The organism is Bacillus cereus group sp. MYBK139-1 (assembly GCF_051916915.1).
Taxonomy (GTDB): domain Bacteria; phylum Bacillota; class Bacilli; order Bacillales; family Bacillaceae_G; genus Bacillus_A; species Bacillus_A pacificus.
The window spans coordinates 167966-192625 of the sequence record NZ_JBQAHO010000006.1 but is presented as its reverse complement, the minus strand read 5'-3'; the positions used below and the strand labels follow the sequence as shown (position 1 = coordinate 192625).

Here is a 24660-nt window from a genome sequence, read left to right as displayed (position 1 = left end):
TCGTATGAAGATTATAATTCATACGAATGGGTTTTATTTAATTTACTTTGCCGCCCTCAGTAATAACAGATTCAGGACTAATTTGAGGACCGAATTCTTCTTTTAGATGTTTGTCATATAATGTATGTAGGAAGTTTTCTTTTCCTAGTTTTTCAAGTTCTTTATTTATCCAATCATGTACTTCTTTATTGCCTTTCTTCACTGCTATAGCAATTAAGTCATCTCCACCTAATTTGTCTTTTAATAAGTGGAATCCAGGATTTTTATTTGCCCAAGATAGAAGGACAAGATTATCTTGAGCATATGCATCAGCACGGCCATCTTTTAGTGCTTGTAAAGCTTCTGTATTTTTATCAAATTTAATTAACTCTACGTTTTTCATATTCTTTGTTAAATAAATATCTGCAGTTGTACCCTTTGTTACAATTACTTTTTTCCCTTCTAAATCTTTTACTGATTGAATAGGACTACCATCTTTAACAAGCACTTGCACAGCTACTTTTAAATGTGGATTTGTAAAATCAACTACCTTTTTTCGCTCATCTGTTGCAGTCATATTTGCTAACACGAAATCTACTTTATCAGATTGTAAATATGGAATGCGGCTTGCTGCTTCAACGGGAACAAATTTTACTTTTGATTCATCACCTAATAAGTCTTTCGCAAACCGTTTTGCCATATCAATTTCAAATCCAACATTTTTCCCATCTTTGTCAACGTAACCGAACGGTGGTTTATCTGTAAAAACAGCAACTACTAGTTCACCGCGCTCTTTTATTTCTTCAATTTTTCCACTTGGTTTTGCCGAGGTCTTTTCTGTTTTCTTTTCATTTGAACCACATGCAACGACTAAAATAGAAAGCAGTCCGATAATAATAAATGTTAAAAACTTTTTCATATAATATCTCTCCCTTTCACCGTTTCAATATAGAAAAATTGATTTAAGAAATGTTGTGCACGTTCTGTTTGTGGGGATGTGAAAAAAGTAGTTGGATCTCCTGTTTCACAAACTTCTCCTTCATCCATGAAAATAATTCGATCAGCAACAGCTTTTGCAAAGCCCATTTCATGAGTGACAATTAACATTGTCATACCTTGTTTAGCTAAGTTCATAATGACTTCTAATACTTCTTTGACCATTTCAGGATCTAATGCAGCTGTTACTTCATCAAATAAAATTACTTCAGGATTCATACAGAGGGTGCGAACAATTGCAATACGCTGTTGTTGCCCGCCAGATAACTCTCTTGGATAGGCATCTTTTTTCTCTAGTAAACCTACTTTTAGTAATAATTGTTCTGCTTGCTTCAATGCTTCATTTTTATTTCGTTTTTGTACTTTTAGAGGACCGAGTAAAATATTTTCTAGAACAGTCATGTGAGGAAATAAATGATAACTTTGAAAGACCATTCCGATTTTTTGACGAAGTTTTTGCCAGTTCCCATCGTTTTTTGGAAGGGGGGCGTTATGAAAAAGCATTTTCCCACTTTGGATATCCTCAAGACCATTTAAGCATCTCAATAATGTGCTTTTTCCGCAGCCACTTGGTCCTAAAATAACGATGACTTCTCCGGAAGATACTTGTAAGCTTACGTCTCTTAAAACAGGGTTATCACCGTATGACTTATAGATGTTTTGTAATTGCAACAATGGTGCAGTCATATTTCTTCTCCTCTCAAATTATTGAATTGTCTATATCCATCTTGTTTCTAGTTTTCTTGACCAAATAGATAATGGATAGCAAAGTAAGAAATAAAAAATAAATAAGCAACCGTATATAAGAAATGCTTCCCCTGTTCGTTCTACAATTTGTTGTCCAGCCTTTATGACTTCAGTTACACCAATTAAAACAGTTAAAGATGTCGTTTGAATAATACGAATGAAGATGTTTATTGTAGCGGGAATCATTCGCCGTATTGCTTGAGGAATGAGTACATATTGATATAATTGTTTCTTATTCATTCCGATAGATTTTCCAGCTTCTACTTGTCCCTTTGGTAAGGACTGAAGGGCACCTCTTACAATTTCGCCTATTTCTGTAATTCCCCATAATGATAGAGCTGTAATAGCAGCTACTGTACTAGAAACATCTATCCCTAGAGCGATTGGAAGACCGAAAAAGAAAAGAAATAACCAAACAAGGATTGGGATAGAACGAAATAATTCAATATAAGTTCTTGAACTGAACCTCAAAATAGTAATCTTTGATGTACGAATGATTCCAAATAGAATGCCGCCAATTGTACTAATGATGATTGTAAAACATGCAATTAATAATGTTTGTTCTAGTCCCTTTAGCAATTGCGGAAGCGATTCTATTAGTAGATTAATGCCCGAATTGCCCATAACGATTTCTCCTTTCTAACCAAGATAGTAGAAATGATAGTGGTACAAAAAGAAAGATATAGGAAGCTGTTAACATAATGAGCATCTCAGATGTTTTGTAATAAATTGAAATCAAATTCGTTGTTGTATACAACAATTCAGGAACAGCGATCGCAGAAACGATAGATGTTTCTTTTAATAGAAAGATAAAATTTGCAAATAAGGCTGGTGCAGAAATAGTTGCAGCTTGTGGTAAAACTACAAATCTAAATAGTTGCCATTTATTTAATCCAATGGCATATCCTGATTCCACTTGGCTTTTGGATATTGAATCAAGACCAGATCGAATGACCTCTGTCATATATCCACCACCTAAAAAACACATTGCAAGTAATGCGATTGAAAAATTAGATAATTTAATACCTAATGATGGTAAACCGAAATATAAGAAAAATAATTGAATGAGTAAAGGTGTATTTCGAGCTATTTCCACATAAGCGCGAACAACTTTATGTATAATACGAATTCGAAAGAACAGAATTAAACCATTTATACTCGCAATAAATAATGAAATGATAATGGCGAAACATGCGATTTTTAAAGTTAATAGTGCACTATCTACAAATAGTGGAATTTGCTCCTTCATAAAATCAATGTCTATCTCCACATGGACAACCTCCCTTCATTTAGATATCAAGAAAAAAAGATTAATAGTTAGTAAATAAATGTAAAAAGATTCAATTTATTTCCTTTATAATAACATATAATTCCTATAAAACAAGTGGGTTTTATTTGTTTTGGAAAAATAAATGAAATGAATGTAGAAAACACCTCTTCTAAAAGAAGAGGTGCCAATCGTTACATAACCTTTTTTATTTTTTTCGGAACTTCTTTCGTTTGCAAATTAACGTCTTCTTTTCGTAGCTCTTTAAAGAGTGAAGTAATCATAAGGACGACTACGATAGAAAATGGTAGTGCTGCGATGATCGCTGCAATTTGCAGTGCGTTTAATCCTCCAGCTTGTAATAAAATAGCTGCGATGATCGCGATTGTTAATCCCCATATAAGTTTTAAACTATTTTTTGGTGATAAGCTTCCGTTACTCGTTTGCATAGAAACGACAAATGTTGCCGAGTCAGCAGAAGTAACGAAAAATGTGGCTACTAAAATTAACCCGATAATTGTTAAAAATGTAGAGAACGGTAGATGTGAAATAACAGCAAATAATCCAATCTCTGTACCATTTTTTGCGATTTCATCAGCTATGCCAAGCGATTGGAACATTTCCATATGGATAGCGGTACCGCCAAATACTGCAAACCAAAATGTGCAGATAAGAGTTGGGACTAATACAACTCCAAAAATAAATTCTTTTATTGTGCGTCCTTTAGAGATACGGGCGATGAATGTACCGACGAATGGAGACCAAGAGATCCACCATCCCCAATAGAAAATAGTCCAGTTTTCTATCCAAGAAGAAGATTTTTCATTAAATGCTCCTAAATTTAATCCCATACTAGGTAAAGCTCCAATATAAGAACCGAGTGTAGATGTGAAATATTTCATAATAAATACAGTTGGTCCTAAAAGTAAAAAGGAGACGAGTAATATACCTGCAAGAGAGAAATTTAAGTTACTCAAATATTTAATCCCACGATCTAAGCCTGTTTGTGCACTTGTTAAATATAAAACAGCGAAGATGGCGATAAGTATGAGCTGTGTAAGTAAAGTGTTATGAATAGAAGGGAATAAATAGCTTAATCCTCCGGCGATTTGTTGAGCACCAATCCCAACAGATGGCACAATACCGAATACAGTGGCTAAAACAGCTAAAATATCAACTGTTTTTCCGATAGGAGAATTTTTCGATCGATTAAATAATGGAGTAACTGTAGCCCCAATTGTGCTACCTTTTTGTTTGCGGAATGTGAAATATGCAATTGTTAAAGCAACCATTGCGTATAGTGACCATGGAAAGAGACCCCAGTGGAAAAATGAATATTGCATAGCGAGCTTGGCGCTTTCCTCTGTACCTGCTTTTCCTGTTAGTGGATCTGTAAAATGTGAAATCGGTTCAGCGATTCCATAAAAGAGGAGTCCAATTCCCATTCCTGCCCCAAATAACATGGATAGCCAAGATGGATAACTATACTTTGGTTTTTCACCATCTTTACCAAGACGAATAGAACCGTACTTAGAAAATGCTAAATAAGCGGCTAAAATAATCATTGTGGTCATAAGTAGAGAGTAAAACCATCCAAATTTATTAAGGATAAATGAATTTAAGGAAGATGTAACGCTTTGTAAATCATAGCCTTGTATCCAACTTGCCGGAGTAATTCCCCATATGATGAATAATGTTGTTAGCAAGATGGAGATATAAAATACACTGTTTTCTTTTTTTATCATAGAATCCCACCCTTGTTTAATAAAGTTAACAATTATATTAATCATAACAATTAAAGAAATAATTGTCAAAAAATTCTCTTTTTATTACGTGAAAGGATTCGGATTATTTTCGGGAGAAAAAAGGGAATTTGTTCACGATATGTACAAAATGTAAGAAGAAATAATATGAAATATTGCATTTTATATTGTTGTATATAGATTTTATGTTAAATTCGTGAATGGAATATTTGAATAGGGGGCAAGGATATGAACAAGAAATCAAAAATTAATAAAGTAATGCTTAGCATTAGTACAATGGCTCTATCGCTGGGGGCAATTCAAACTCATGCATCAGCAGAAGAAAAGGTGCCATATAATGTATTGCATTCGAAACCAGTTGGAATTGAAAAACCAGTAGATGAGATTGGACACGTTTCTAAAGCGGAGGAAACATTATCGTTTGAAGAACGGTTAAAAGTAGGAGACTTTTCACAGCGACCAGCATCTATTCCGAACAAAGCGGCAGTAAAGCAAGTTAAAGAAAGCTATTCAATGGCTGATTTAAACAAAATGAATGATCAAGAGTTAGTTGAAACGTTAGGCAGTATTAAGTGGCACCAAATTACAGACTTATTCCAGTTTAATGAAGATGCAAAAGCTTTTTATAAAGATAAAGGGAAAATGCAAGTCGTTATAGATGAATTAGCTCATCGAGGTAGTACGTTTACGAGAGATGATTCAAAAGGAATTCAAACATTTACGGAAGTGTTACGTTCAGCTTTTTATTTGGCATTTTATAATAATGAATTAAGTGAATTAAATGAAAGAAGCTTCCAGGACAAATGTTTACCTGCTTTAAAAGCAATCGCAAAAAATCCAAACTTTAAGCTTGGTACAGATGAACAAGATACAGTCGTATCTGCATACGGAAAATTGATTAGTAACGCTTCAAGTGATGTTGAGACGGTTCAATACGCAGCTAATATTTTAAAACAGTATAATGATAATCTTCATACGTATGTAGACGATCGTATGAAAGGACAAGCTGTATACGATATTATGCAAGGGATTGACTATGATATACAGTCTTACTTAATTGAGGCTCGTAAAGAGGCGAATGAAACGATGTGGTATGGAAAAGTAGATGGGTTTATTAATGAAATAAATCGTATTGCTCTTCTAAATGAAGTAACACCAGAAAATAAGTGGCTCGTTAATAATGGAATTTACTTTGCTAGTCGTTTAGGGAAGTTTCATAGCAATCCAAATAAAGGATTAGAAGTTGTGACACAGGCAATGCATATGTATCCACGTTTAAGTGAACCGTATTTTGTCGCAGTAGAACAAATTACAACAAATTATAACGGAAAAGATTATAGCGGGAATACAGTGGATTTAGAGAAAATACGTAAAGAAGGAAAAGAGCAGTACTTACCAAAAACGTATACATTTGATGATGGATCTATCGTATTCAAAACAGGAGATAAAGTATCGGAAGAAAAAATTAAGAGACTATACTGGGCTGCAAAGGAAGTAAAAGCGCAGTATCATCGTGTAATTGGAAATGATAAAGCGTTAGAGCCAGGTAATGCAGATGATGTATTAACGATCGTAATTTATAACAGTCCAGAAGAGTACCAATTAAATAGACAACTGTATGGATATGAAACGAACAACGGTGGAATTTATATTGAAGAAACAGGAACATTCTTTACATATGAACGCACGCCAGAACAAAGTATTTATAGTTTAGAAGAATTATTCCGCCATGAGTTTACCCATTATCTTCAAGGGAGATATGAAGTGCCAGGTTTATTCGGAAGAGGAGATATGTATCAAAATGAAAGGTTAACTTGGTTCCAAGAAGGAAATGCAGAGTTTTTCGCAGGGTCTACTCGAACAAATAATGTAGTACCGAGAAAGAGCATCATTAGTGGATTATCATCTGATCCTGCAAGCCGTTATACAGCAGAGCGTACATTATTTGCTAAATATGGTTCTTGGGATTTCTATAATTACTCGTTCGCATTGCAATCTTATTTATATACACATCAATTTGAAACGTTTGATAAAATTCAAGATTTAATTCGAGCGAATGACGTGAAAAATTATGATGCTTATCGTGAGAATTTAAGTAAAGACTTAAAACTAAATAAAGAGTATCAAGAGTATATGCAGCAACTAATCGATAATCAAGATAAATATAATGTACCGGAAGTAGCAGATGATTATTTAGCTGAACATGCACCAAAATCGTTAACAGCAGTAGAGAAAGAAATTAGTGATACGTTACCGATGAAAGATGCAAAAATGACAAAACATAGCTCTCAATTCTTTAATACATTTACATTAGAAGGTACGTATACAGGTAGTGTAACAAAAGGTGAGTCAGAAGATTGGAACGCAATGAGTAAGAATGTAAATGAAGCTTTAGAACAACTGGCACAAAAAGAATGGAGTGGCTACAAAACTGTTACAGCATACTTCGTCAATTACCGTGTAAATAGCTCAAATCAATTTGAATATGATGTAGTTTTCCACGGTATAGCAAAAGATGACGGAGAAAATAAAGCTCCAACGGTTCATATAAATGGTCCTTATAATGGACGTGTAAAAGAAGGCATTCAATTTAAAAGTGATGGATCAAAAGATGAAGATGGAAAGATCGTTTCTTATTTATGGGACTTTGGAGATGGAAGCACAAGTGCAGAAGTAAATCCAGTGCATGTATATGAAAGAGAAGGTTCATATAAAGTAGCGTTAAGAGTAAAAGATGATAAAGGGAAAGAGAGCAGAAGTGAAACAACGGTTACGGTTAAAGATGGAAGTTTAACAGAATTAGAACCAAATAATCGTCCAGAGGAAGCAAATCACATTGGGCTAAACAATACTATAAAAGGTAGTCTTATCGGCGGAGATCACACTGATGTTTATACATTTAATGTAGCATCAGCGAAAGATATCGATATTTCCGTTTTAAATGAGTATGGAATCGGGATGACATGGGTACTTCACCATGAATCAGATATGCAAAATTATGCTGCTTACGGTCAAGCAAATGGAAATCATATAGAGGCAAAAATGAATGCAAAACCAGGTAAGTACTACTTGTATGTATATAAATATGATAATGGCGATGGAACTTACGAATTATCATTAAAATAAGTACTTTTCCAATGTATGTTTAACTTTACTTTTTGTGGAAAATAGTATATTATATAGATATATAATATATCGGTTATTTACTAGGAGGAGCCTGTCACAATAGGCTTCTCCTGTTCTTTTTTAGGGGGCCTGTCTTACAGGCTTTTCTTTAAAAAGTAAATAACTGAAAATTAAGAACGATAATCTTTGAAAGAGGTGGGGCATACACATAACAAAAAAGGGATTGTTTAAGAGAGGGGGATAAGGAATGGTTTTGTTTGGTTATCCACTTGAAACAATTTATTTATACGGATTTATTATTGCTACTATACTCACTGTGATTTATATCTTTTTTGGGGATATATTTGAATCCATATTTAGTTTTGGAGGCGGATCAGTATCCGTTGTTACTTTATTACTTAGTTTTTTCGCCATGCTATGTGGACTTAGTTATATAGGAGAATATTTATTTTCCTTTAATAGTATTCTTATTTTCGTGGCTGCATTTGCTATATCCTTTATGGGTGTATTCATAATGAAAATATTAATTTTAAAGCCGATTGCAGAAGCAGAACAAAATACTGTGCAACGTATGGATGAATTCATTGGTTGCAAGGGAGAAGTCATTACGACAATTCCTACAGAAGGATTAGGTGAAGTATTAATCTCCTCCCAATTTGGAAGTAATGCAATTCCAGCTAAAACAATTGGGAAAAAAGATATTTCACAAGGAACTGAAGTTATTATTGAGGGAGTCCAAGATGGTGTTTTGCTTGTACAAAACATCGCTTATTCTTTAAAAAAACCAAAATTATAAGGGGGAATTTCCATGACGATTCCATTAATTATTGGTGGAGTTTTACTTGCAATTTTAATTCTACTCATTTTAGTATTCATTACGAAGTATCGAACAGTTGGACCAGATGAAGCGTTAATTGTTACAGGGAATTGGCTTGGTGGTGGGAAAAATGTAGTTACCACTGATGATGGAAAGAAGATTAAGATTATTCGCGGTGGCGGTACATTCGTAGTTCCAATTATGCAAAGAGCAGAACCTTTAAGCTTACTAAATTACAAGTTAGAAGTGGGTACACGCGATACGTATACGAAGCAAGGTGTTCCAGTTACAGTAAATGGTGTTTCTATTATTAAAGTAGGTTCTACAATTGAAGAAGTATCGACAGCAGCTGAGCAATATTTAGGAAAAGAAACAGAAGAGTTAAAAGTAGAAGCAAAAGAGGTTTTAGAAGGTCATTTACGCGCGATTTTATCCTCTATGACAGTAGAAGATGCGTATAGTAATAGAGAGCAATTTGCTCAAAAGGTGCATGAAGTAGCTTCTACAGATTTAAAGAAAATGGGTCTTCGCATCGTTTCCTTTACCATTAAAGAAATCATGGATAAGAACGGTTACTTAGATGCACTTGGTCAGCCGCAAATTGCGACGGTTAAGCGTGATGCAACAATTGCAAATGCAGAGCGTGAAAAAGAAGCTCGTATTGAAAAAGCTCGTGCTGAGAAAGAAGCGAAAGAGGCTGAATACCAACGTGATGCGCAAATCGCTGAAGCTGAAAAACATAAAGAATTAAAAGTACAATCTTATAAGAGAGAGCAAGAACAAGCTCGTGCAGACGCCGATCTTTCTTATGAATTACAACAAGCGAAAGCGCAACAAGGTGTTACAGAAGAGCAAATGCGCGTTAAAATCATTGAGCGTGAGAAACAAATTGAATTAGAAGAAAAAGAGATTGCGCGTCGTGAAAAGCAATACGATGCAGAAGTAAAGAAAAAAGCAGATGCAGATCGCTATGCTGTTGAGCAATCAGCGGAAGCAGAAAAAGTAAAACAAATTAAAAAGGCAGATGCGGATCAATATAAGATTGAAGCTGAAGCGAGAGCACGTGCGGAAGAAGTACGTGTGGAAGGTTTAGCGAAGGCAGAAATTGAAAAAGCACAAGGTCAAGCTAAAGCGGAAGTACAAAAAGCACAAGGTACGGCAGAAGCCGATGTTATTAGGTTAAAAGGTTTAGCAGAAGCCGAAGCGAAGCAAAAAATTGCAGAGGCATTTGAGTTATATGGCCAAGCGGCAATTATGGATATGGTACTTAAAATGCTTCCAAGTTATGCGAAGGAAGTTGCTAGTCCACTTAGCAACATTGATAAAATTACAGTTGTCGATACAGGCGGCGGTGGTAAAAATAGCGGCGCCGGAAAAGTTGCAGGTTATGCGACTGATTTAATGGCAACGATGCAAGAAACATTAAAAGCTTCTTCTGGCATTGATTTAAAAGAGTTATTAGAAGGATTTGCTGGAAAAGGAGCGGTTCAACAATTATCAAATGATAAACCTGTTGTATCTGTAGTAGAAGGTGAAAAAAAGGAAGTAGAAAAAGATAAAGAATAGTAAAGTGGATGGAACCTCTAGTAAGTGAGATACTAGAGGTTCTTCTGTGAATGATAATATTTCGAATAATGTACATTTTTATATATTGTTTTAATTATTTAATTTATATAGAATGAAAAAGGTATGTATTAATTCTTTAATAGAAAAAGAGATAAAGAGTTGATACTTTTTAATCGTATAATTTATATAAAGAAATTAAATGTAAGGTAATTACATTTAAAACGGTATGGAGGGGTAGAAATATGTTTCAAAGGAAATTAAGGAGAAGTAGTTTAAAAGCAAAGTTACTAGTATCATTTGTTATTATTTTAGTTCTTCCAAGTATTGTAATTGGTTGGACGTCTTATCAGCAAGCGAAGACAAACTTTAATGAAACAATTTTACAATCAGCGGAAGATAACGTAAAGATTTTAAATAATGTTATTAACAAAGAGATAGACAGTAAAAAGGTAGACGCAGTATATTTTACAAAGTTATTTAACGGAGTAAGTTACGGGACTGATCAGCTCCAAAATGTGCAAAATAAATTAGAAGAATATAATAAATTACATCCAGAAATAGAAGCAATTTATACGGGATCTAGTACGGGACAATTTATTCAATCACCGTCTATTCAAATGCCAGATGGATACAATCCTACCGAAAGAGATTGGTATAAAGAAGCAGCGAAAAAAAGCGGAGAAGTGGTTATCACAGCCCCATATAAGTCAAGTACAACAGGGAATATTGTTATTACAATAGCAAAACAAAATGAGGATAAGAGCGGTGTTCTCGGTATTGATTTAATTATTAATGACATTGTAAATACTTCAAAAATGGTCAATATCGGCAAAAAAGGATATGTAGCAATCTTCGACCAATCTAAACATGTAATAGCACATCCGACGATAAAACCAGGTGACAAAATAGAAGAAAAACTTGAGAAGGAATTGTACAAACAGGAAACAGGTGAATTTAAATTCAAACTCGATGGTGATGATCGCAATATTACCTTTATAACAAATAAGCAGACTGGATGGAAAATAGCAGGAATTATGCCTTCAAAAGAAATTATTGAAGCAGCTAATCCTATTTTCTATAAAACGCTAACTGTTATTGGTATTTCATTAATAATCGGCGGTGTTTTAATTTACTTCATAATTGCTTCTATTATTAACCCGTTAAAACAACTTGTTATATCATCGAAAAAGATTAGTGAAGGCGATTTAACAGAAACAATTACAGTTCATTCTAAAGATGAAATTGGACAGTTAGGAGAAAGTTTTAACGAGATGGCGACATCATTACATCAGGTTATTTCCAATATAAATACTTCAGCAAGTCATGTAGCGGCATCTTCAGAAGAATTAACAGCTAGTATGAAGCAGACAAGTGAAGCAACGGAACAAATTACACAAGCAATAGAGCAAGTGTCGAGCGGGGCTGAAATACAAACGAAAGAAGTTGAAGAAGGCGCAACATTATTAGAGGAAGTTACAGAAGGAATTCAGCGTGTTGCAGATAGTTCTTCATTAGTATCCACAGCATCTATGTATACGAAGAAAAAGGCTGAAGATGGTGGAAAGTTAGTTGAAAAAACTGTGAATCAAATGCAATTAATCCATGAGTCTGTTTCACAATCAGATAAAGTTATTGTTTTGTTAGATGATAAATCAAAACAAATTGGAGCAATTCTTGAGGTGATTCAACATATTGCAGAGCAGACAAATTTATTAGCGTTAAATGCGGCAATTGAGGCTGCAAGAGCTGGAGAGCAAGGAAGAGGATTTGCAATTGTAGCAGATGAAGTACGAAAATTAGCTGAGCAATCAGGACAGTCTTCTACGGAAATTGGAAAACTAGTGAAAGAGATCCAATTTGATATAAAAGAAACGGTAAGTTCTATGAAGCAAGTTGGGACAGAAGTACAATCAGGGCTTGTAGTTGCAAATGAAACGAAGCAAAGCTTTGCTGAAATATTGAAATCTACGGATGATACAGTTGTACAAATTGATAACATGGTAGATGTAGCGAAGCAAATGACGGTAGATGCAAGACAAGTAAGTGCATCTATTAATGAAATTGCAGCTACGATTGAAGAAAATGCAGCAAGCGTTCAAAATATTGCTGGTTCATCTGAAGAACAATTAGCTTCAGTAGATGAAATAAATGCAGCAGCAGTCCATTTATCACAAATGGCAGAAGAGTTACAAGAGATGATTGGTAAGTTTAAAGTGTAATAACGAATGTTAAGAAACGAGGTAATAATTTTACTTCGTTTCTTTTTTTATGAAGAGAAAAAGAAAGAAATATAGAGTAACCATGTTATGATTAAGTATAATTAAAGAGACTGTATATTCTTTAAATTCTATCTTTAATCATGTTAGGGGAATGGTTTTGAAATTAAAAAAATTAAAACTACAACCGAGAATTACATTAACTATTAGTACACTAATTTTAGTTGTACTTCTGTTAACGAGTTATTTATTTTATTACATATTATCTGAAACGGTAGAAGAACAAATTGGGAAACGGGCTTTGCATGTTGCGAAAACAGTTGCTGCTATACCAGAAATAAAGGAAGCTTTTCAAAAAGAAAATCCAGCTTCTATCATTCAGCCGATTGCAGAAAAAATTCGAATTGATACAGATGCTGATTTTATTGTAGTTGGAAATAAAGAGGGGATTCGATATGCACACCCTAAGCGAGATAAAATAGGAGAAGCAATGGTTGGTGGAGATAACGAAGGGGTTCTATTAGAAGGGAAATCTTATGTTTCGAGAGCAACTGGATCATTAGGCCCTTCATTACGCGGAAAAGTTCCAATCCGTAATCAGGAAAATGAAATTATTGGCGTGGTGTCTGTTGGATTTTCAATGGACGATATTCATGGTGCAGTAGAAGTGTATGGAAAGCGTGTATTTTGGATTACAATAGCAGGTCTTTTAATTGGGATAATTGGTTCTATATATTTAGCAGGCAGTATAAAAAGAATGATGTTTGGCATGGAGCCAGAAGAAATTTCATCTTTATATGAAGAGCATAGTACAGTGATTCAATCTGTACGTGAAGGGATTATTGTTATTGATCAAAATGGGATGATTAGATTAGTCAATCAAGCAGCTTATGACATTCTTTCATTAGATGAACAACGAAATATTATTGGAGAATTTATTTTAGATGTAATTCCTAATTCAACGATACTAGATGTACTTCAAACTGGGGAAGAACAATTTGATCGCCAATTAAATATAAAAGGGCAGGCTGTTATTGCGAACCGTCTACCTATTAAAGTAAAGAATAAAGTAACTGGTGTTGTATCGAGCTTACGTTTGAAATCTGAAATGGATCAGTTAACAGCAGAATTATCTCAGACGAAGCAATATACAGAGGCATTACGAGCGCAAACGCATGAATATAATAACTTATTGTATACGCTCTCAGGACTTATCCAGTTAGAATCATATGAAGATGCTTTAGAGCTTATTCATAAGGAAACGGCGGTCTATCAAGATTTTGTTCAATTTATTATGAAGCGAATTCAAAATCCGTGGTTAGGTGGGATTTTAATTGGATTCTATAATAGAGCAAGAGAGTTGAAGATTGATTTTATGCTAGATAGAGAGAGTAGTTTAGACAAATTAAGCCCGCACATTGAGAGTAATTATGTCGTTTCTATTTTAGGAAATTTAATTACGAATGCATTTGAAGCGATTGAAAGAAATGAAGAACATAATAAGAAAGTAAGAATGTTTGTAACTGATATCGGAGAAGAAATAGTAATTGAAGTGGAAGACTCAGGACAAGGGATTCATGATGAGGTCATTACTAGCATATTCTATAAAGGCTTCTCGACGAAAGAAGGCGAGAAGCGAGGGTATGGATTAGCAAAAGTGAAAGAGTTAGTAGAAGATTTAAATGGAAGTATCGCAATCGAAAAAGGGGATTTAGGTGGTGCATTGTTTATTATTGCATTACCGAAAGAGAGAGGCGAATTGTAATGGGTGAGGAGATTGAAGTATTGATTGTAGAAGATGATATTCGAATTGCGGACATTCATCGTCGTTTTACTGAAAAAATTGAGGGGTTTAAAGTCATTGGAACAGCAACGACTGGAGAACAAGCGAAAGAATGGCTAGATCTCGTGAAGCCACAGCTCGTTTTATTAGACGTGTACCTACCTGATATGCAAGGAACGGAACTTGTCACATATATTAGACATAATTTACATGATACAGATATTATTATGATTACAGCTGCATCGGAAACAGATGTAGTGAGGCACGCCCTGCGAGGCGGAGTAACAGATTATATCGTAAAACCACTTATGTTTGATCGATTTAAGACAAGTTTGGAAAATTATCAAAAAAAGCTTGTACAGCTAAAGAAAAATAATCAGTTATCTATAGAACAAATTGAACATTTATGGTCTCAAAGAGGCGTAAAGGGAAATGAAATAGAATATGCCCCGAAAGGGATAGATCCCTTAACTTTAGCAAAAATAAAAAAACATATGTTAACAGTGAATGAAGAAGGTATTACTGCGGAAGTGCTAAGCTCAATGGTCGGAGTAAGCAGGTCAACAGCGAGGCGTTATTTAGAATATTTAATATCAGGAAAGAAAGTTCATGCGGAGCTTATATATGGGAGTGTAGGGAGACCAGAAAGAAGATATTTTCTTGTTTCTTCATAATAAAAAACAGTAGCGGATAATATGTCCGCTACTGTTTTTTATTTTATATTGGAATAATCCCAATTAAAATTCCAGTAATCAACATGACCATTGTCGTTCCAACTGCCCACAATAAAGTAAAACGTTGATGTTCACCAAAATCAACTTTTGCCATCCCAACTAATAAATAAGTGGATGCGACAAGAGGGCTTAATAAGTGAACAGGTTGCCCGAGTAAGGAAGCGCGTCCCATTTCAGCTGCACTAATTCCGTAAGTGGCAGCAGCTTTCGTTAAAATAGGTAGTACACCGAAATAAAATGCATCATTGGACATGAAAAATGTGAATGGCATGCTAAGAAGGGCTGTAATAATTGGTAGTTGTGGTCCAAGAGCGTCTGGTATAAGAGTTACTACACTTTTAGCCATTGCATCTACCATTTTTGTTCCTGATAAAATCCCGGTGAAAATCCCAGCGGCAAATACGAGAGAAACAACCGCTAATACGTTTCCTGCGTGAGAAGCAATACGCTCTTTCTGTTGCTCTAAGTTCGGATAGTTAATCATAACAGCAATAGCGAAAGCGATTGTAAATAAAACAGGTAACGGCATAATTTCTAGTATGAGACAGACAAGTAAGGTAGCAGTTAATAAAAAGTTAATCCATAGAAGTTTAGGGCGCTTATGAACAGCAGCTTCTACTGTTGCAGCTTGCTCATCCATCGTTTGCATTTGTTTTAAATATTGTACATCCATAATTCCTAAACGCTTTCTTTCTTTTTTCCCAAGATAGTAAGCAACGAAAACTACCCAAAGTGCACCAGCAATCATTCCTGGTATAAGTGGTGTAAAGAGCTCTGATGCGTCTAGTCCGAGTGCACTCATAACACGAGCTGTTGGTCCACCCCACGGTGTAAGATTTGTCACTCCTGCACCTAACATAACAACTCCAGCTAATATAAGTGGATTCATTCCAAGGCGTTTATATAGTGGATACATTGCGGAAACAGTAATCATATACGTTGTCGTTCCATCCCCATCTAATGAAACGATAATAGTAAGAATTGCTGTGCCAACAACAATTTTTAAAGGATCTCCTTTCACAAATTTCAAAATCCTACTAATGACAGGATCGAATAAACCGCTATCAATCATAATTCCAAAATATAAAATGGCAAACATAAGCATAATACCAGTAGGTGCTAGTTTTTGAATTCCTTCTAACATCATAGGTCCCATGTTTGCATAAAAGCCTCCAATTAATGCGAACGTAATTGGAATTAATATTAATGCTACTAGTGCTGACATACGTTTCGTCATAATTAAAAACATAAAGACAAATACCATCGTAAATCCAAGTAGTGCTAACATGTAATCTCCCCCTCAAAATGATTACGCTTTCAAAATAAAATAAAAATTCAGAAAAAGGTTTTTTTATTTATCATAAAAGTATCTATTTGAATGGTAAATAATTTGAAAAATAACATCATTAGAAGCATAATTTTTATTTTGTTCATTTTGTTCACGGGAGTTAATTTGAATTTTTAAAAAGTGAGCTGCTCTCCATAAGAATGGTAGAATAAGATGAAAATATTGAAGTGTGAAATAGGGAGTAGATTTTATATGAAAACAAGAATGGAAGAGATTTGTAGTTCTTATGAAGGAAAAGTAGAAGAGATTTTTGTTAATGAATCTTCTTACGTATATGAGTGGGAAAAATTAATGATGATCCGAAAAAATAACGGTGAACTTGAAAAGGTTGCAGTCGGCATCAGTGGAAATATAAGATTAGTAAATGTAGTTGTTGGGCAGCAAATTTATACAGGTACATTATTAGTTAGGTTGGAAGATGATTTATTAATTACAGGTTGTGAATGATGAGAGGTGTGTAGAGAGGACTACACATCTTTTTTGTTCCATATATTACAAAAGACACATCGTTTTTTCACAAATCGCACACAAGTTTTTGATATGCTCCTTGTAGAAGATACGGTTAGGGAGGAAATATAATGAGAACAAAGTATGTGATGCTTGCTATATGCTTATTCTTTGTCTTTACAATTGTAGGATGTGGTAAGAAACAAGCAGAGGCTGTGGCAATTGATGAGAAACATGATAAGTGTGATATTTGCCAAATTGGGGTAATGGATAATCAATTTGCAACAGAAATCATTTTAGAAAATGGAAAAGCATTAAAGTTTGATGATATCGGTTGTATGTATAAATGGATGGAGATTAATCCAGGTGAAAAGACGAAAGAAAAATTTGTTCGAGATTATGATTCGAAAGATTGGGTTTCGTTAGAAGACGCTACTTATGTATATGATAAAACAATTACAACACCAATGGCTTATAATGTCATTTCATTTAAAAATAAAAAAGATGCAGAGAGCTTTGTATCTAACTATAAGGGGAAAATTCTTTCGTATAAAGAGCTAGCAGAGCATAAATGGGAAATGAATAAAGAAATGATGGGGAACCCGAAAAAGGGAAATCACGGTGCGCATCATTAATACTAGAAAAAGACAACTATATAGTTGTCTTTTTCTAGTATTATTCAGGTGCAAATATAGAAAAGGTGTAAAATTTTTAGAAGAACGGTTACAATGGAATATAGTAACCTAAAGCAATCATTTATCCCGCTTTAATGGGCAGTAAGACCCCCACCTCAAAATGCAGCGAAAGCAAAGAAGTTAGGTGGGGGGCGGGCTGCCCATAAAAGCCCGATTGGTTCAACTAATAATCAGTGTGGGATGAAGAAAACCCCCACTGATTAAAGTTTCACTTTATGTACTTTTTAGAAATGTATACAAATGCGGTAAAATCGTGCTAAACTAATTGCTTCGCTAATATAAGTTTAGATAATCCGATTAAAGAAGGAATATAAAGGGCTTATGGATAAATGTACTCAAGAAGAGTTATTGTATGTGATGGAGGAATGGTTAAGAAAACATTATCTTTCATAGGAGCTGTAGTTGTGAGAAAACAAAAAATTTTATTATGTATGTTATTAGGACTTTTAATGACGGTAGTGGCTTGCGATAAGCAAGAAGAGCCAGAATCGAAACCGGTTCATGTGAAAAACGAAAAGAAAAAAGAGAAGCATAAAGAACAGGAAGAATCTAAAGAAGAAAAAAGTATAAATTTAATGGACAAACAGTTGCTACTTTCTGCAACTCTTGGAGACACAGAAACAGCTATGAAATTGATCCAAGATGGAGCGAATATAAATGTAGAAGGTGACAACGGAGAAACACCTGTCCTTGCAGCAACGTACCAAAATCATGTAGAGACAGTGAAAGCATTAATTGGTGTAGGTGCTAATATTGAAATTAAAGATGAGAAACAAAGCAATCCACTTCTTTATGCAAGTAGAGAAGGCTATACGGATATTGTAAAAGTATTAATTAATGCAGGAGTTAATACGAAAGAAACGACTAAGTCAGGTGGAACAGCACTTATTTCTGCATCTGAGCGTGGCCATGTAGAGGTCGTAAAAGAATTGTTAGAGCATACAGATATTGATGTGAATTATAAAAATGCTCGTGGTGGAACAGCTTTAGTAGAAGCTATTGTATTAGGAAATGGTAGTGAAAATCACAAGAAAGTAATTCAAATGCTTATTGACCACGGGGCAGATGTAAATATGGCCAATAAGGAAAATATTACGCCACTGCAATATGCTGAAAAAAGAGGTTTTAAAGATATTGCAAATATGTTGAGGGCAGCTGGAGCGAATGAAGTAGTACAGCCACAACAACCAGTAGAATAAAAAACGAAAAATAATCCCATTTAGATAGACAGAATGAAGAAATCAGTTAGCATGATGGATTCAGTAATGTGTATGTAAATGGGATTTTTATTTTGAGCATGAAAAATAGATTGTAAATGTTATATGAAGTAACTAAGGAGGATATAAATGAGGCTCTCAGAACTTGATTTAATAGCAATTCAAGTAGAGGTTTTATTTGTTCATAATCAAGTAGGGAAAATGAAATATGTAAATGAACAAGGAAATCCGAAAGCACCACGCTTTTTTCTTGGCAGAACTCGTGAAGGGAGTATAACGAGATATCATTGTGATCTGGATGATGAAACGGTAGGTAACATTGAGAAATTAATTCGAGAACCTTCAAATCATATAGAGATAGCACAGATTATCCATGTATTAAATGAAGAAAGAACAGTAAAAAATATTTGGATGGGCCCTGCTTTCATGTTCTCTAATAATTTACATAAGCCAACTAGAACAATACAGATAACAGAGAAGAATAAAGAGCTTTTGCGAGGAAATTTTCCTAATCTAATAGAACAGATGGAGTGGAGGCAACCTTACTTTGCAATTGTAAAAAATGAAAAGGTAGTTTCTATATGTTGCAGTGCTAGGAGTACACCTGTAGCTGCTGAGGCGAGTGTGGAAACTTTAGCGGAGTTTCAAGGGAATGGATATGGTACTGATGTTGTTACAGCCTGGGCGATATCAATACAAGAAGAAAACCGCATTCCACTTTATAGTACTTCTTGGGATAACTTTGCTTCACAAGCAGTTGCAAAAAAACTAAAACTAATTAATTATGGAATGAATTTGCATATCACTTAAATTTTAAAAATAGTTGTTTGCGGTTGGGATTCATCCATATATTTAGATTATTGTTAAAAATATGGTGAATATTAACATTCGATTAACACCTAATTAACAATTTATCAAAACTGACTTAATAAATACGTAATATAGTAAAGGTAACAAAATAACTAGGGTAGAGAACATTTGAGAACACCCGCTTACATATAACGTGCCACTTTCTTAGGTGTGCTCTATTCCCTAGAGTTCAAATAAGGAGAAAGGTGTTCTATGTAAGTAGGTGTTTTTAGTTTGGATAAAAACAGAAAAGTTAGGTGGAATGAATGTTTAAAGAACCTTATATTGCGATGATAAAGGATTGGAAAGGATACAACACATACAAAAAATTACCGAAAACAGTTTTTCTTATGACGGGTTCAATGCTGGAATTACCAGAGCGTGTATATGAATTACAGAAACATGGACATGATGTCTTTCTTCATTGTGATTTTATACAAGGTTTAAATACGAATACAGAGGAAGCACTTTTGTATATTCAAGACGTTATCGGAGCACAAGGCATTATTTCAACAAAAGGATCGACAATTCGAAATGCCAATAAAATTGGATTAAAAACGATCCAACGTATTTTTATTGTCGATACTTTATCTCTTACAAAATCAATTGAAAATTGTAAAACGACTAAACCGAATGCAGTAGAGATTATGCCTGGTATTATGCCTTCCATTATTAAGCAGTTAGCAGAGGAAATAGAATTTCCTATCATTGCAGGCGGATTGATTCAAACGCGAGAAGATGCAGAAGTTGCCATTCGTGCAGGAGCGAGTGCGATTTCGACGAGTCACTATGAAGTATGGATACAAGAAGAAAAAAGGAGTGCAATCTTGTGATTGAATTGAAAAATGTTTCAAAGGTATATAAAAATGCAGAAGAGACAGCGGTTAAGGGTGTATCGGTTCACATTAAGAAGGGCGAGTTTTTTGTTTTAGTTGGGCCTTCAGGATGTGGGAAAAGCACATTATTACGAATGATCGCTGGCCTAGAAGAAATTTCTTCGGGGGATTTAATTATTAATGAACGTGTTGCAAATGATTTAGAGCCGAAAGATCGTAATCTATCAATGGTATTTCAAAATTACGCACTATACCCACACTTATCTGTAGAAGAAAATATTTTATTTGGACTTAAGGTAAGGAAAGTACAAAAAGAAGAGCGGCAAAAGAGATTAATGGAAGCTATTGAAATGGTAGGGCTGAAAGAGTATGTGAAAATGAAACCAGGTCAATTATCAGGTGGACAAAGACAGCGTGTTGCGCTTGCTAGAGCAATCGTGAGCCAAGCACCGATTTGTTTAATGGATGAACCACTTTCGAATTTAGACGCGAAATTACGTGCGCAAATGAGAATTGAAATTAGAGAAATTCAGCAGCGTTTAGGAATTACAATGATTTACGTTACTCATGATCAAATAGAGGCGATGACTATGGGGGACCGTATCATGGTTTTAAATAAAGGAAGTATACAGCAAGTTGGAACACCGCTTGACATCTATAACGAACCAGCAAATGAATTTGTTGCAAGTTTTATAGGGTCTCCTTCGATGAATATAAATGATGGAGAAGTAGACAAAGAAAAAGGTGTATTACATATAGGGCAATTGCAAATTCCGTTATCTATTGGACAGTTAAAGCAATTACCAGAAGGAATAATTCGCATAGGCATGCGTCCTGAGCATATTGCCCTGTCTGAGGAAGGACAAGAAGTTACGCTACAATCTGTAGAAGTATTAGGCAACGAATCTATATTAAACTTCGCAATAAATGGAACAACTTGGAGTGCAAAAGTCATTGGACAGCTACTCCTGAACAAAGGTGACAAAGTAAAATTATTATTCTCACAAGATAAGTTATGCTTCTTTCATCAAAATACGAATGAACGATTAAAAGTGGTAGCTGAAGAAGAGTTGAAAGTGGTGGCGAAATAATGATTGAAGTAGGCAAGTTACCAGCCCAAGCAAAGGTGGCAAAAAAGAAGAGTTTATGGAGTAGAACGAAAGATTTAAGAATAGGATTATTATTTTTAGCGCCATCTATTTTATTGTTCTCGATTTTTCTTTTTTATCCATTATTTAGGACGATTTACTATAGCTTTTATTTAACAGATATACACGGAGAAGCTAATCTTTTCGTTGGCTTAGAAAATTATCAATACTTATTTTCTGATCCTGCTTTCTACAAAAGCATAAAGTCAACTTTATTATTTGTTGTATATACAGTGCCTACGAGTATTATACTCGCTTTATTTCTTGCATTGATTGCAAATGGAAAAGTAAGAGGTATTGGGGTATTCCGTGTGTTATTTTCTTCCACTATGGGAATATCAGTAGCTGCTAGTGCGGTGATTTGGCTATTTTTATTTCATCCAAGTGTCGGATTATTTAATAATATATTAGCCTCTATGAATCTACCTGCAATCGCATGGTTAACGAGTCCAGATTGGGCATTGTTCTCTGTATCAGTTACAACGGTTTGGGTGAATACAGGATTTGCATTTTTAGTTATATTAGGTGGTTTACAAAACATTGATACGTCTTTATATGAAAGTGCATCTATAGATGGTGCTAGCTATTTATATAAGCTTCGTCGTGTTACATTACCGATGCTATCACCAACTTTATTCTTTATCGTGACAGTAACGTTAATTAGTGCGTTCCAAAGCTTCGGACAAATTGATATTTTAACGCATGGTGGACCAAATGATGCAACGAATTTAATTGTATATTCGATTTATAAAGAGGCATTTGTGAATCATCAATTTGGAACAGCAAGTGCACAAGCGATGGTATTATTTATTTTCATTTTCATTGCTACATTACTTCAATTCAAGTTTGCTGAGAGAAAGGTGCATTATAAATGATCGTTAAACAGTGGAAACAAAATTTCCTATTATACATGCTACTCATTATTAGTGCAGTAATGGTGTTTTTTCCTGTACTCTATGCATTTTTAATAAGCTTTATGACACCAGACGATATTCAAATGAGAAGGTTATTTCCGACTCAATTTACTTTTGATAATTTTATTAATATTTTTCAAAAAGTACCGCTTTTTACATACTTATATAACAGTTTAGTTGTATCGACAGTTGTTATGATTGGACAACTTATCGTATCAAGCTTAGCAGCGTATGCTTTCGTCTTTCTTCAGTTTAAAGGAAGAAATCTTATTTTCTTCCTGTTTATTTCAACGATGCTTATTCCGTGGGAAGCGACGATGGTACCTAACTTTTTAACGATTCAAAACTTTGGTTGGATCAATAGCTTCGCTGGAATGACAGTGCCGTTTTTTGCAACAGCTTTCGGTATTTTCTTACTACGTCAACACTTTATGACGCTTCCGAATGAACTGAAAGAAGCTGCTTTTATTGAAGGGATTGGAAATGTAAAGTTTTTATTTAGCGTTGTAATTCCGTATTGTAAAACGAGTTTTATTACGCTTGGAGTATATAGTTTTTTAACAACATGGAATATGTATTTATGGCCACTTTTAGTGACCACTGATGAAAAGGTAAGAACAGTCCAAATTGGTGTGAAGCAGCTTCAGTCTCAAGAAGTTGCAACTGATTGGGGAAGCGTAATGGCCGGTGTTACGGTTATCGTAATTCCGACATTGATTCTACTATTTTTAGGGCAAAAGCAATTACAACAAGGATTAACAAAAGGTGCAATTAAATAACTAAGAGAAGGTGAGATTAAAATGAGTCTAGTTAAAAAAGGTGCTGCTCTATTAATGATAGCAACAATGGCATTATCTAGTGCAGCTTGTTCAAATAGTAAAACAGAAGGAAAACCTGAAGCACAGGCAAAAGTAGCACCAGTTGAAAAAAATGGTGATAAAACTGTAATTCGTTTTTGGCATGCGATGGGTGGAAAAACACAAGGCGTGCTAGATGGGCTTGTTGCAGACTATAATAAGTCGCAAAATAAATACGAGATAAAGGCGGAGTTCCAAGGGACATATGAAGAGTCTTTAACGAAATTTAGAACGATGTCTGCAACGAAAGAAGCGCCAGCTCTTGTTCAATCGAGTGAAATTACAACGAAATATATGATTGATAGCAAAAAAATCACACCAATTGATAGCTGGATAAAAAAAGATAAGTACGATACTTCAAAATTGGAAAAAGCAATTACAAATTATTATTCAGTTGATGGAAAAATGTATTCTATGCCATTTAATTCATCTACACCAGTATTAATTTATAATAAAGATGCTTTCGCAAAGGCGGGCTTAGATCCAGAGAAAGCTCCAAAAACATATGCGGAATTACAAGAAGCAGCGAAAAAGTTAACGATTAAAGAAGGCGGAAATGTAAAACAATATGGATTCTCCATGCTTAACTACGGTTGGTTCTTTGAAGAATTGTTAGCGACACAAGGCGCTTTATATGTAGATAATGAAAATGGTCGTAAAGAAGCTGCAAAGAAAGCTGTATTTAACGGTAAAGAAGGACAGAAAGTATTTGGGATGCTAGATGAGTTAAATAAAGCTGGTGCACTAGGAAAATATGGAGCAAGTTGGGATGATATTCGTGCGGCGTTCCAGTCTGGACAAGTTGCTATGTATTTAGATTCTTCAGCAGGTGTTCGTGATTTAATTGATGCATCTAAGTTTAATGTAGGCGTTTCATATATTCCATACCCAGAAGATTCAAAACAAAATGGTGTTATTATTGGTGGAGCATCATTATGGATGACGAATATGGTTTCAGAAGAAACACAACAAGGTGCTTGGGACTTTATGAAATATTTAACGAAGCCAGACGTACAAGCAAAATGGCATACTGCAACAGGCTACTTCTCTATTAATCCAGATGCATATAATGAACCATTAGTAAAAGAGCAATATGAAAAATATCCACAGTTAAAAGTAACAGTAGATCAATTGCAAGCGACGAAACAATCTCCATCAACACAAGGTGCTTTAATTAGTGTATTCCCAGAATCACGAGATGCAGTTGTAAAAGCATTAGAAGCAATGTATGACGGAAAGAATAGTAAAGAAGCGTTAGATGAAGCTGCAAAAGCTACAGATAGAGCAATTAGTATTTCAGCTCGTACGAGTCAAAAATAAGAGAAAGCCGTATCCGAAAAAGGATACGGCTTTTT

At 34.7% G+C, this 24660-nt stretch carries 21 protein-coding genes and 1 pseudogene; 16 read left to right on the top strand and 6 right to left on the bottom strand.

Features of this window, described 5'->3' with window-relative positions:
* Positions 1 to 37 precede the first annotated feature (37 nt).
* The 5 genes from ACTFRS_RS24585 to opuD form a co-directional block, all read right to left on the bottom strand.
* Positions 38 to 898, bottom strand: a complete 861-nt coding sequence (locus ACTFRS_RS24585) for a transporter substrate-binding domain-containing protein (protein ID WP_440025211.1) — start codon at positions 896 to 898, stop codon at positions 38 to 40.
* The gene (locus tag ACTFRS_RS24580; RefSeq protein ID WP_139869345.1) at positions 895 to 1662 is read right to left on the bottom strand and encodes an amino acid ABC transporter ATP-binding protein; all 768 of its coding nucleotides are present in this window, start codon (positions 1660 to 1662) and stop codon (positions 895 to 897) included. The genes ACTFRS_RS24585 and ACTFRS_RS24580 overlap by 4 nt, the downstream gene beginning before the upstream one ends.
* A gap of 30 nt (positions 1663 to 1692) precedes the next feature.
* Positions 1693 to 2346, bottom strand: coding sequence for an amino acid ABC transporter permease (locus ACTFRS_RS24575; protein ID WP_073530759.1), 654 nt, complete (start codon positions 2344 to 2346; stop codon positions 1693 to 1695).
* Positions 2327 to 2992 carry an amino acid ABC transporter permease gene (locus ACTFRS_RS24570; protein WP_139869346.1) on the bottom strand — a complete coding sequence of 222 codons (666 nt, stop codon included), beginning with the start codon at positions 2990 to 2992 and terminating at the stop codon, positions 2327 to 2329. The genes ACTFRS_RS24575 and ACTFRS_RS24570 overlap by 20 nt, the downstream gene beginning before the upstream one ends.
* Before the next feature lie 191 nt (positions 2993 to 3183).
* Complete coding sequence (gene opuD / locus ACTFRS_RS24565) at positions 3184 to 4734, bottom strand: glycine betaine transporter OpuD (protein ID WP_242294948.1); 1551 nt, start codon at positions 4732 to 4734, stop codon at positions 3184 to 3186.
* A 246-nt stretch (positions 4735 to 4980) separates the two neighbouring features.
* On the opposite strand from opuD, the gene colA reads away from it, so the two are divergent.
* The 7 genes and pseudogenes from colA to ACTFRS_RS24530 all read left to right on the top strand — a co-directional run bounded on the left by colA (position 4981) and on the right by ACTFRS_RS24530 (position 14934).
* Positions 4981 to 7878: a collagenase ColA gene (colA, locus tag ACTFRS_RS24560; protein ID WP_440025214.1), complete on the top strand. Its 2898-nt coding sequence runs from the start codon at positions 4981 to 4983 to the stop codon at positions 7876 to 7878.
* A 247-nt stretch (positions 7879 to 8125) separates the two neighbouring features.
* Entirely contained in the window at positions 8126 to 8674 is a 549-nt protein-coding gene (locus ACTFRS_RS24555; RefSeq protein WP_242294946.1) for an NfeD family protein, read from the top strand.
* 12 nt (positions 8675 to 8686) lie between these two features.
* A complete protein-coding gene (locus tag ACTFRS_RS24550; RefSeq protein WP_139869350.1) occupies positions 8687 to 10261 on the top strand; it encodes a flotillin family protein in 1575 nt (524 codons plus the stop codon).
* Positions 10262 to 10503: 242 nt separating this feature from the next.
* Positions 10504 to 11541, top strand: a pseudogene (locus tag ACTFRS_RS24545) (HAMP domain-containing protein); the annotation flags it as partial.
* Positions 11533 to 12480, top strand: a complete 948-nt coding sequence (locus ACTFRS_RS24540) for a methyl-accepting chemotaxis protein (RefSeq protein WP_396022966.1) — start codon at positions 11533 to 11535, stop codon at positions 12478 to 12480. The pseudogene ACTFRS_RS24545 and the gene ACTFRS_RS24540, both read left to right, overlap by 9 nt.
* Positions 12481 to 12631: 151 nt before the next feature.
* Positions 12632 to 14242, top strand: coding sequence for an ATP-binding protein (locus ACTFRS_RS24535; RefSeq protein WP_011039983.1), 1611 nt, complete (start codon positions 12632 to 12634; stop codon positions 14240 to 14242).
* Positions 14242 to 14934, top strand: a complete 693-nt coding sequence (locus ACTFRS_RS24530) for a response regulator (protein WP_074565763.1) — start codon at positions 14242 to 14244, stop codon at positions 14932 to 14934. The genes ACTFRS_RS24535 and ACTFRS_RS24530 overlap by 1 nt, the downstream gene beginning before the upstream one ends.
* Before the next feature lie 43 nt (positions 14935 to 14977).
* Here the strand turns inward: ACTFRS_RS24530 and ACTFRS_RS24525 are convergent, their stop codons facing one another.
* Positions 14978 to 16282 (bottom strand): CitMHS family transporter, encoded by a 1305-nt coding sequence (locus ACTFRS_RS24525; protein ID WP_431085356.1) that lies wholly within the window; start codon positions 16280 to 16282, stop codon positions 14978 to 14980.
* Positions 16283 to 16534: 252 nt separating this feature from the next.
* Here ACTFRS_RS24525 and ACTFRS_RS24520 point away from each other — a divergent pair, with 252 nt between their 5' ends.
* The 9 genes from ACTFRS_RS24520 to ACTFRS_RS24480 all read left to right on the top strand — a co-directional run bounded on the left by ACTFRS_RS24520 (position 16535) and on the right by ACTFRS_RS24480 (position 24625).
* Positions 16535 to 16789: a hypothetical protein gene (locus tag ACTFRS_RS24520; RefSeq protein WP_070805170.1), complete on the top strand. Its 255-nt coding sequence runs from the start codon at positions 16535 to 16537 to the stop codon at positions 16787 to 16789.
* Between the two features lie 131 nt (positions 16790 to 16920).
* Complete coding sequence (locus ACTFRS_RS24515) at positions 16921 to 17424, top strand: nitrous oxide reductase accessory protein NosL (protein WP_001259402.1); 504 nt, start codon at positions 16921 to 16923, stop codon at positions 17422 to 17424.
* Positions 17425 to 17813: 389 nt separating this feature from the next.
* Positions 17814 to 18683, top strand: a complete 870-nt coding sequence (locus tag ACTFRS_RS24510) for an ankyrin repeat domain-containing protein (RefSeq protein ID WP_431085355.1) — start codon at positions 17814 to 17816, stop codon at positions 18681 to 18683.
* A gap of 147 nt (positions 18684 to 18830) precedes the next feature.
* Positions 18831 to 19511, top strand: coding sequence for a GNAT family N-acetyltransferase (locus tag ACTFRS_RS24505; RefSeq protein WP_001239732.1), 681 nt, complete (start codon positions 18831 to 18833; stop codon positions 19509 to 19511).
* A gap of 305 nt (positions 19512 to 19816) precedes the next feature.
* On the top strand, positions 19817 to 20383 hold the full coding sequence (locus ACTFRS_RS24500) for a glycerol-3-phosphate responsive antiterminator (protein ID WP_000472010.1): 567 nt from the start codon (positions 19817 to 19819) through the stop codon (positions 20381 to 20383).
* Positions 20380 to 21477 carry an ABC transporter ATP-binding protein gene (locus ACTFRS_RS24495; protein WP_016716416.1) on the top strand — a complete coding sequence of 366 codons (1098 nt, stop codon included), beginning with the start codon at positions 20380 to 20382 and terminating at the stop codon, positions 21475 to 21477. The genes ACTFRS_RS24500 and ACTFRS_RS24495 overlap by 4 nt, the downstream gene beginning before the upstream one ends.
* The gene (locus ACTFRS_RS24490; protein WP_139869356.1) at positions 21477 to 22409 is read left to right on the top strand and encodes a carbohydrate ABC transporter permease; all 933 of its coding nucleotides are present in this window, start codon (positions 21477 to 21479) and stop codon (positions 22407 to 22409) included. Before ACTFRS_RS24495 ends, ACTFRS_RS24490 begins: the two co-directional genes overlap by 1 nt.
* Positions 22406 to 23227 carry a carbohydrate ABC transporter permease gene (locus tag ACTFRS_RS24485; RefSeq protein ID WP_000635951.1) on the top strand — a complete coding sequence of 274 codons (822 nt, stop codon included), beginning with the start codon at positions 22406 to 22408 and terminating at the stop codon, positions 23225 to 23227. The genes ACTFRS_RS24490 and ACTFRS_RS24485 overlap by 4 nt, the downstream gene beginning before the upstream one ends.
* Before the next feature lie 21 nt (positions 23228 to 23248).
* Positions 23249 to 24625 (top strand): ABC transporter substrate-binding protein, encoded by a 1377-nt coding sequence (locus ACTFRS_RS24480; protein ID WP_431085354.1) that lies wholly within the window; start codon positions 23249 to 23251, stop codon positions 24623 to 24625.
* The last annotated feature ends 35 nt before the right edge of the window (positions 24626 to 24660 follow it).

Bases quoted from the DNA above. Each gene is read 5' to 3' on its own strand.
- ACTFRS_RS24585 (WP_440025211.1), bottom strand. From the start codon at position 898: ATGAAAAAGTTTTTAACATTTATTATTATCGGACTGCTTTCTATTTTA.
- ACTFRS_RS24580 (WP_139869345.1), bottom strand. From the start codon at position 1,662: ATGACTGCACCATTGTTGCAATTACAAAACATCTATAAGTCATACGGT.
- ACTFRS_RS24575 (WP_073530759.1), bottom strand. From the start codon at position 2,346: ATGGGCAATTCGGGCATTAATCTACTAATAGAATCGCTTCCGCAATTG.
- opuD (WP_242294948.1), bottom strand. From the start codon at position 4,734: ATGATAAAAAAAGAAAACAGTGTATTTTATATCTCCATCTTGCTAACA.
- colA (WP_440025214.1), top strand. From the start codon at position 4,981: ATGAACAAGAAATCAAAAATTAATAAAGTAATGCTTAGCATTAGTACA.
- ACTFRS_RS24555 (WP_242294946.1), top strand. From the start codon at position 8,126: ATGGTTTTGTTTGGTTATCCACTTGAAACAATTTATTTATACGGATTT.
- ACTFRS_RS24550 (WP_139869350.1), top strand. From the start codon at position 8,687: ATGACGATTCCATTAATTATTGGTGGAGTTTTACTTGCAATTTTAATT.
- ACTFRS_RS24540 (WP_396022966.1), top strand. From the start codon at position 11,533: ATGGCGACATCATTACATCAGGTTATTTCCAATATAAATACTTCAGCA.
- ACTFRS_RS24535 (WP_011039983.1), top strand. From the start codon at position 12,632: ATGGTTTTGAAATTAAAAAAATTAAAACTACAACCGAGAATTACATTA.
- ACTFRS_RS24530 (WP_074565763.1), top strand. From the start codon at position 14,242: ATGGGTGAGGAGATTGAAGTATTGATTGTAGAAGATGATATTCGAATT.
- ACTFRS_RS24525 (WP_431085356.1), bottom strand. From the start codon at position 16,282: ATGTTAGCACTACTTGGATTTACGATGGTATTTGTCTTTATGTTTTTA.
- ACTFRS_RS24520 (WP_070805170.1), top strand. From the start codon at position 16,535: ATGAAAACAAGAATGGAAGAGATTTGTAGTTCTTATGAAGGAAAAGTA.
- ACTFRS_RS24515 (WP_001259402.1), top strand. From the start codon at position 16,921: ATGAGAACAAAGTATGTGATGCTTGCTATATGCTTATTCTTTGTCTTT.
- ACTFRS_RS24510 (WP_431085355.1), top strand. From the start codon at position 17,814: ATGTACTCAAGAAGAGTTATTGTATGTGATGGAGGAATGGTTAAGAAA.
- ACTFRS_RS24505 (WP_001239732.1), top strand. From the start codon at position 18,831: ATGAGGCTCTCAGAACTTGATTTAATAGCAATTCAAGTAGAGGTTTTA.
- ACTFRS_RS24500 (WP_000472010.1), top strand. From the start codon at position 19,817: ATGTTTAAAGAACCTTATATTGCGATGATAAAGGATTGGAAAGGATAC.
- ACTFRS_RS24490 (WP_139869356.1), top strand. From the start codon at position 21,477: ATGATTGAAGTAGGCAAGTTACCAGCCCAAGCAAAGGTGGCAAAAAAG.
- ACTFRS_RS24485 (WP_000635951.1), top strand. From the start codon at position 22,406: ATGATCGTTAAACAGTGGAAACAAAATTTCCTATTATACATGCTACTC.
- ACTFRS_RS24480 (WP_431085354.1), top strand. From the start codon at position 23,249: ATGAGTCTAGTTAAAAAAGGTGCTGCTCTATTAATGATAGCAACAATG.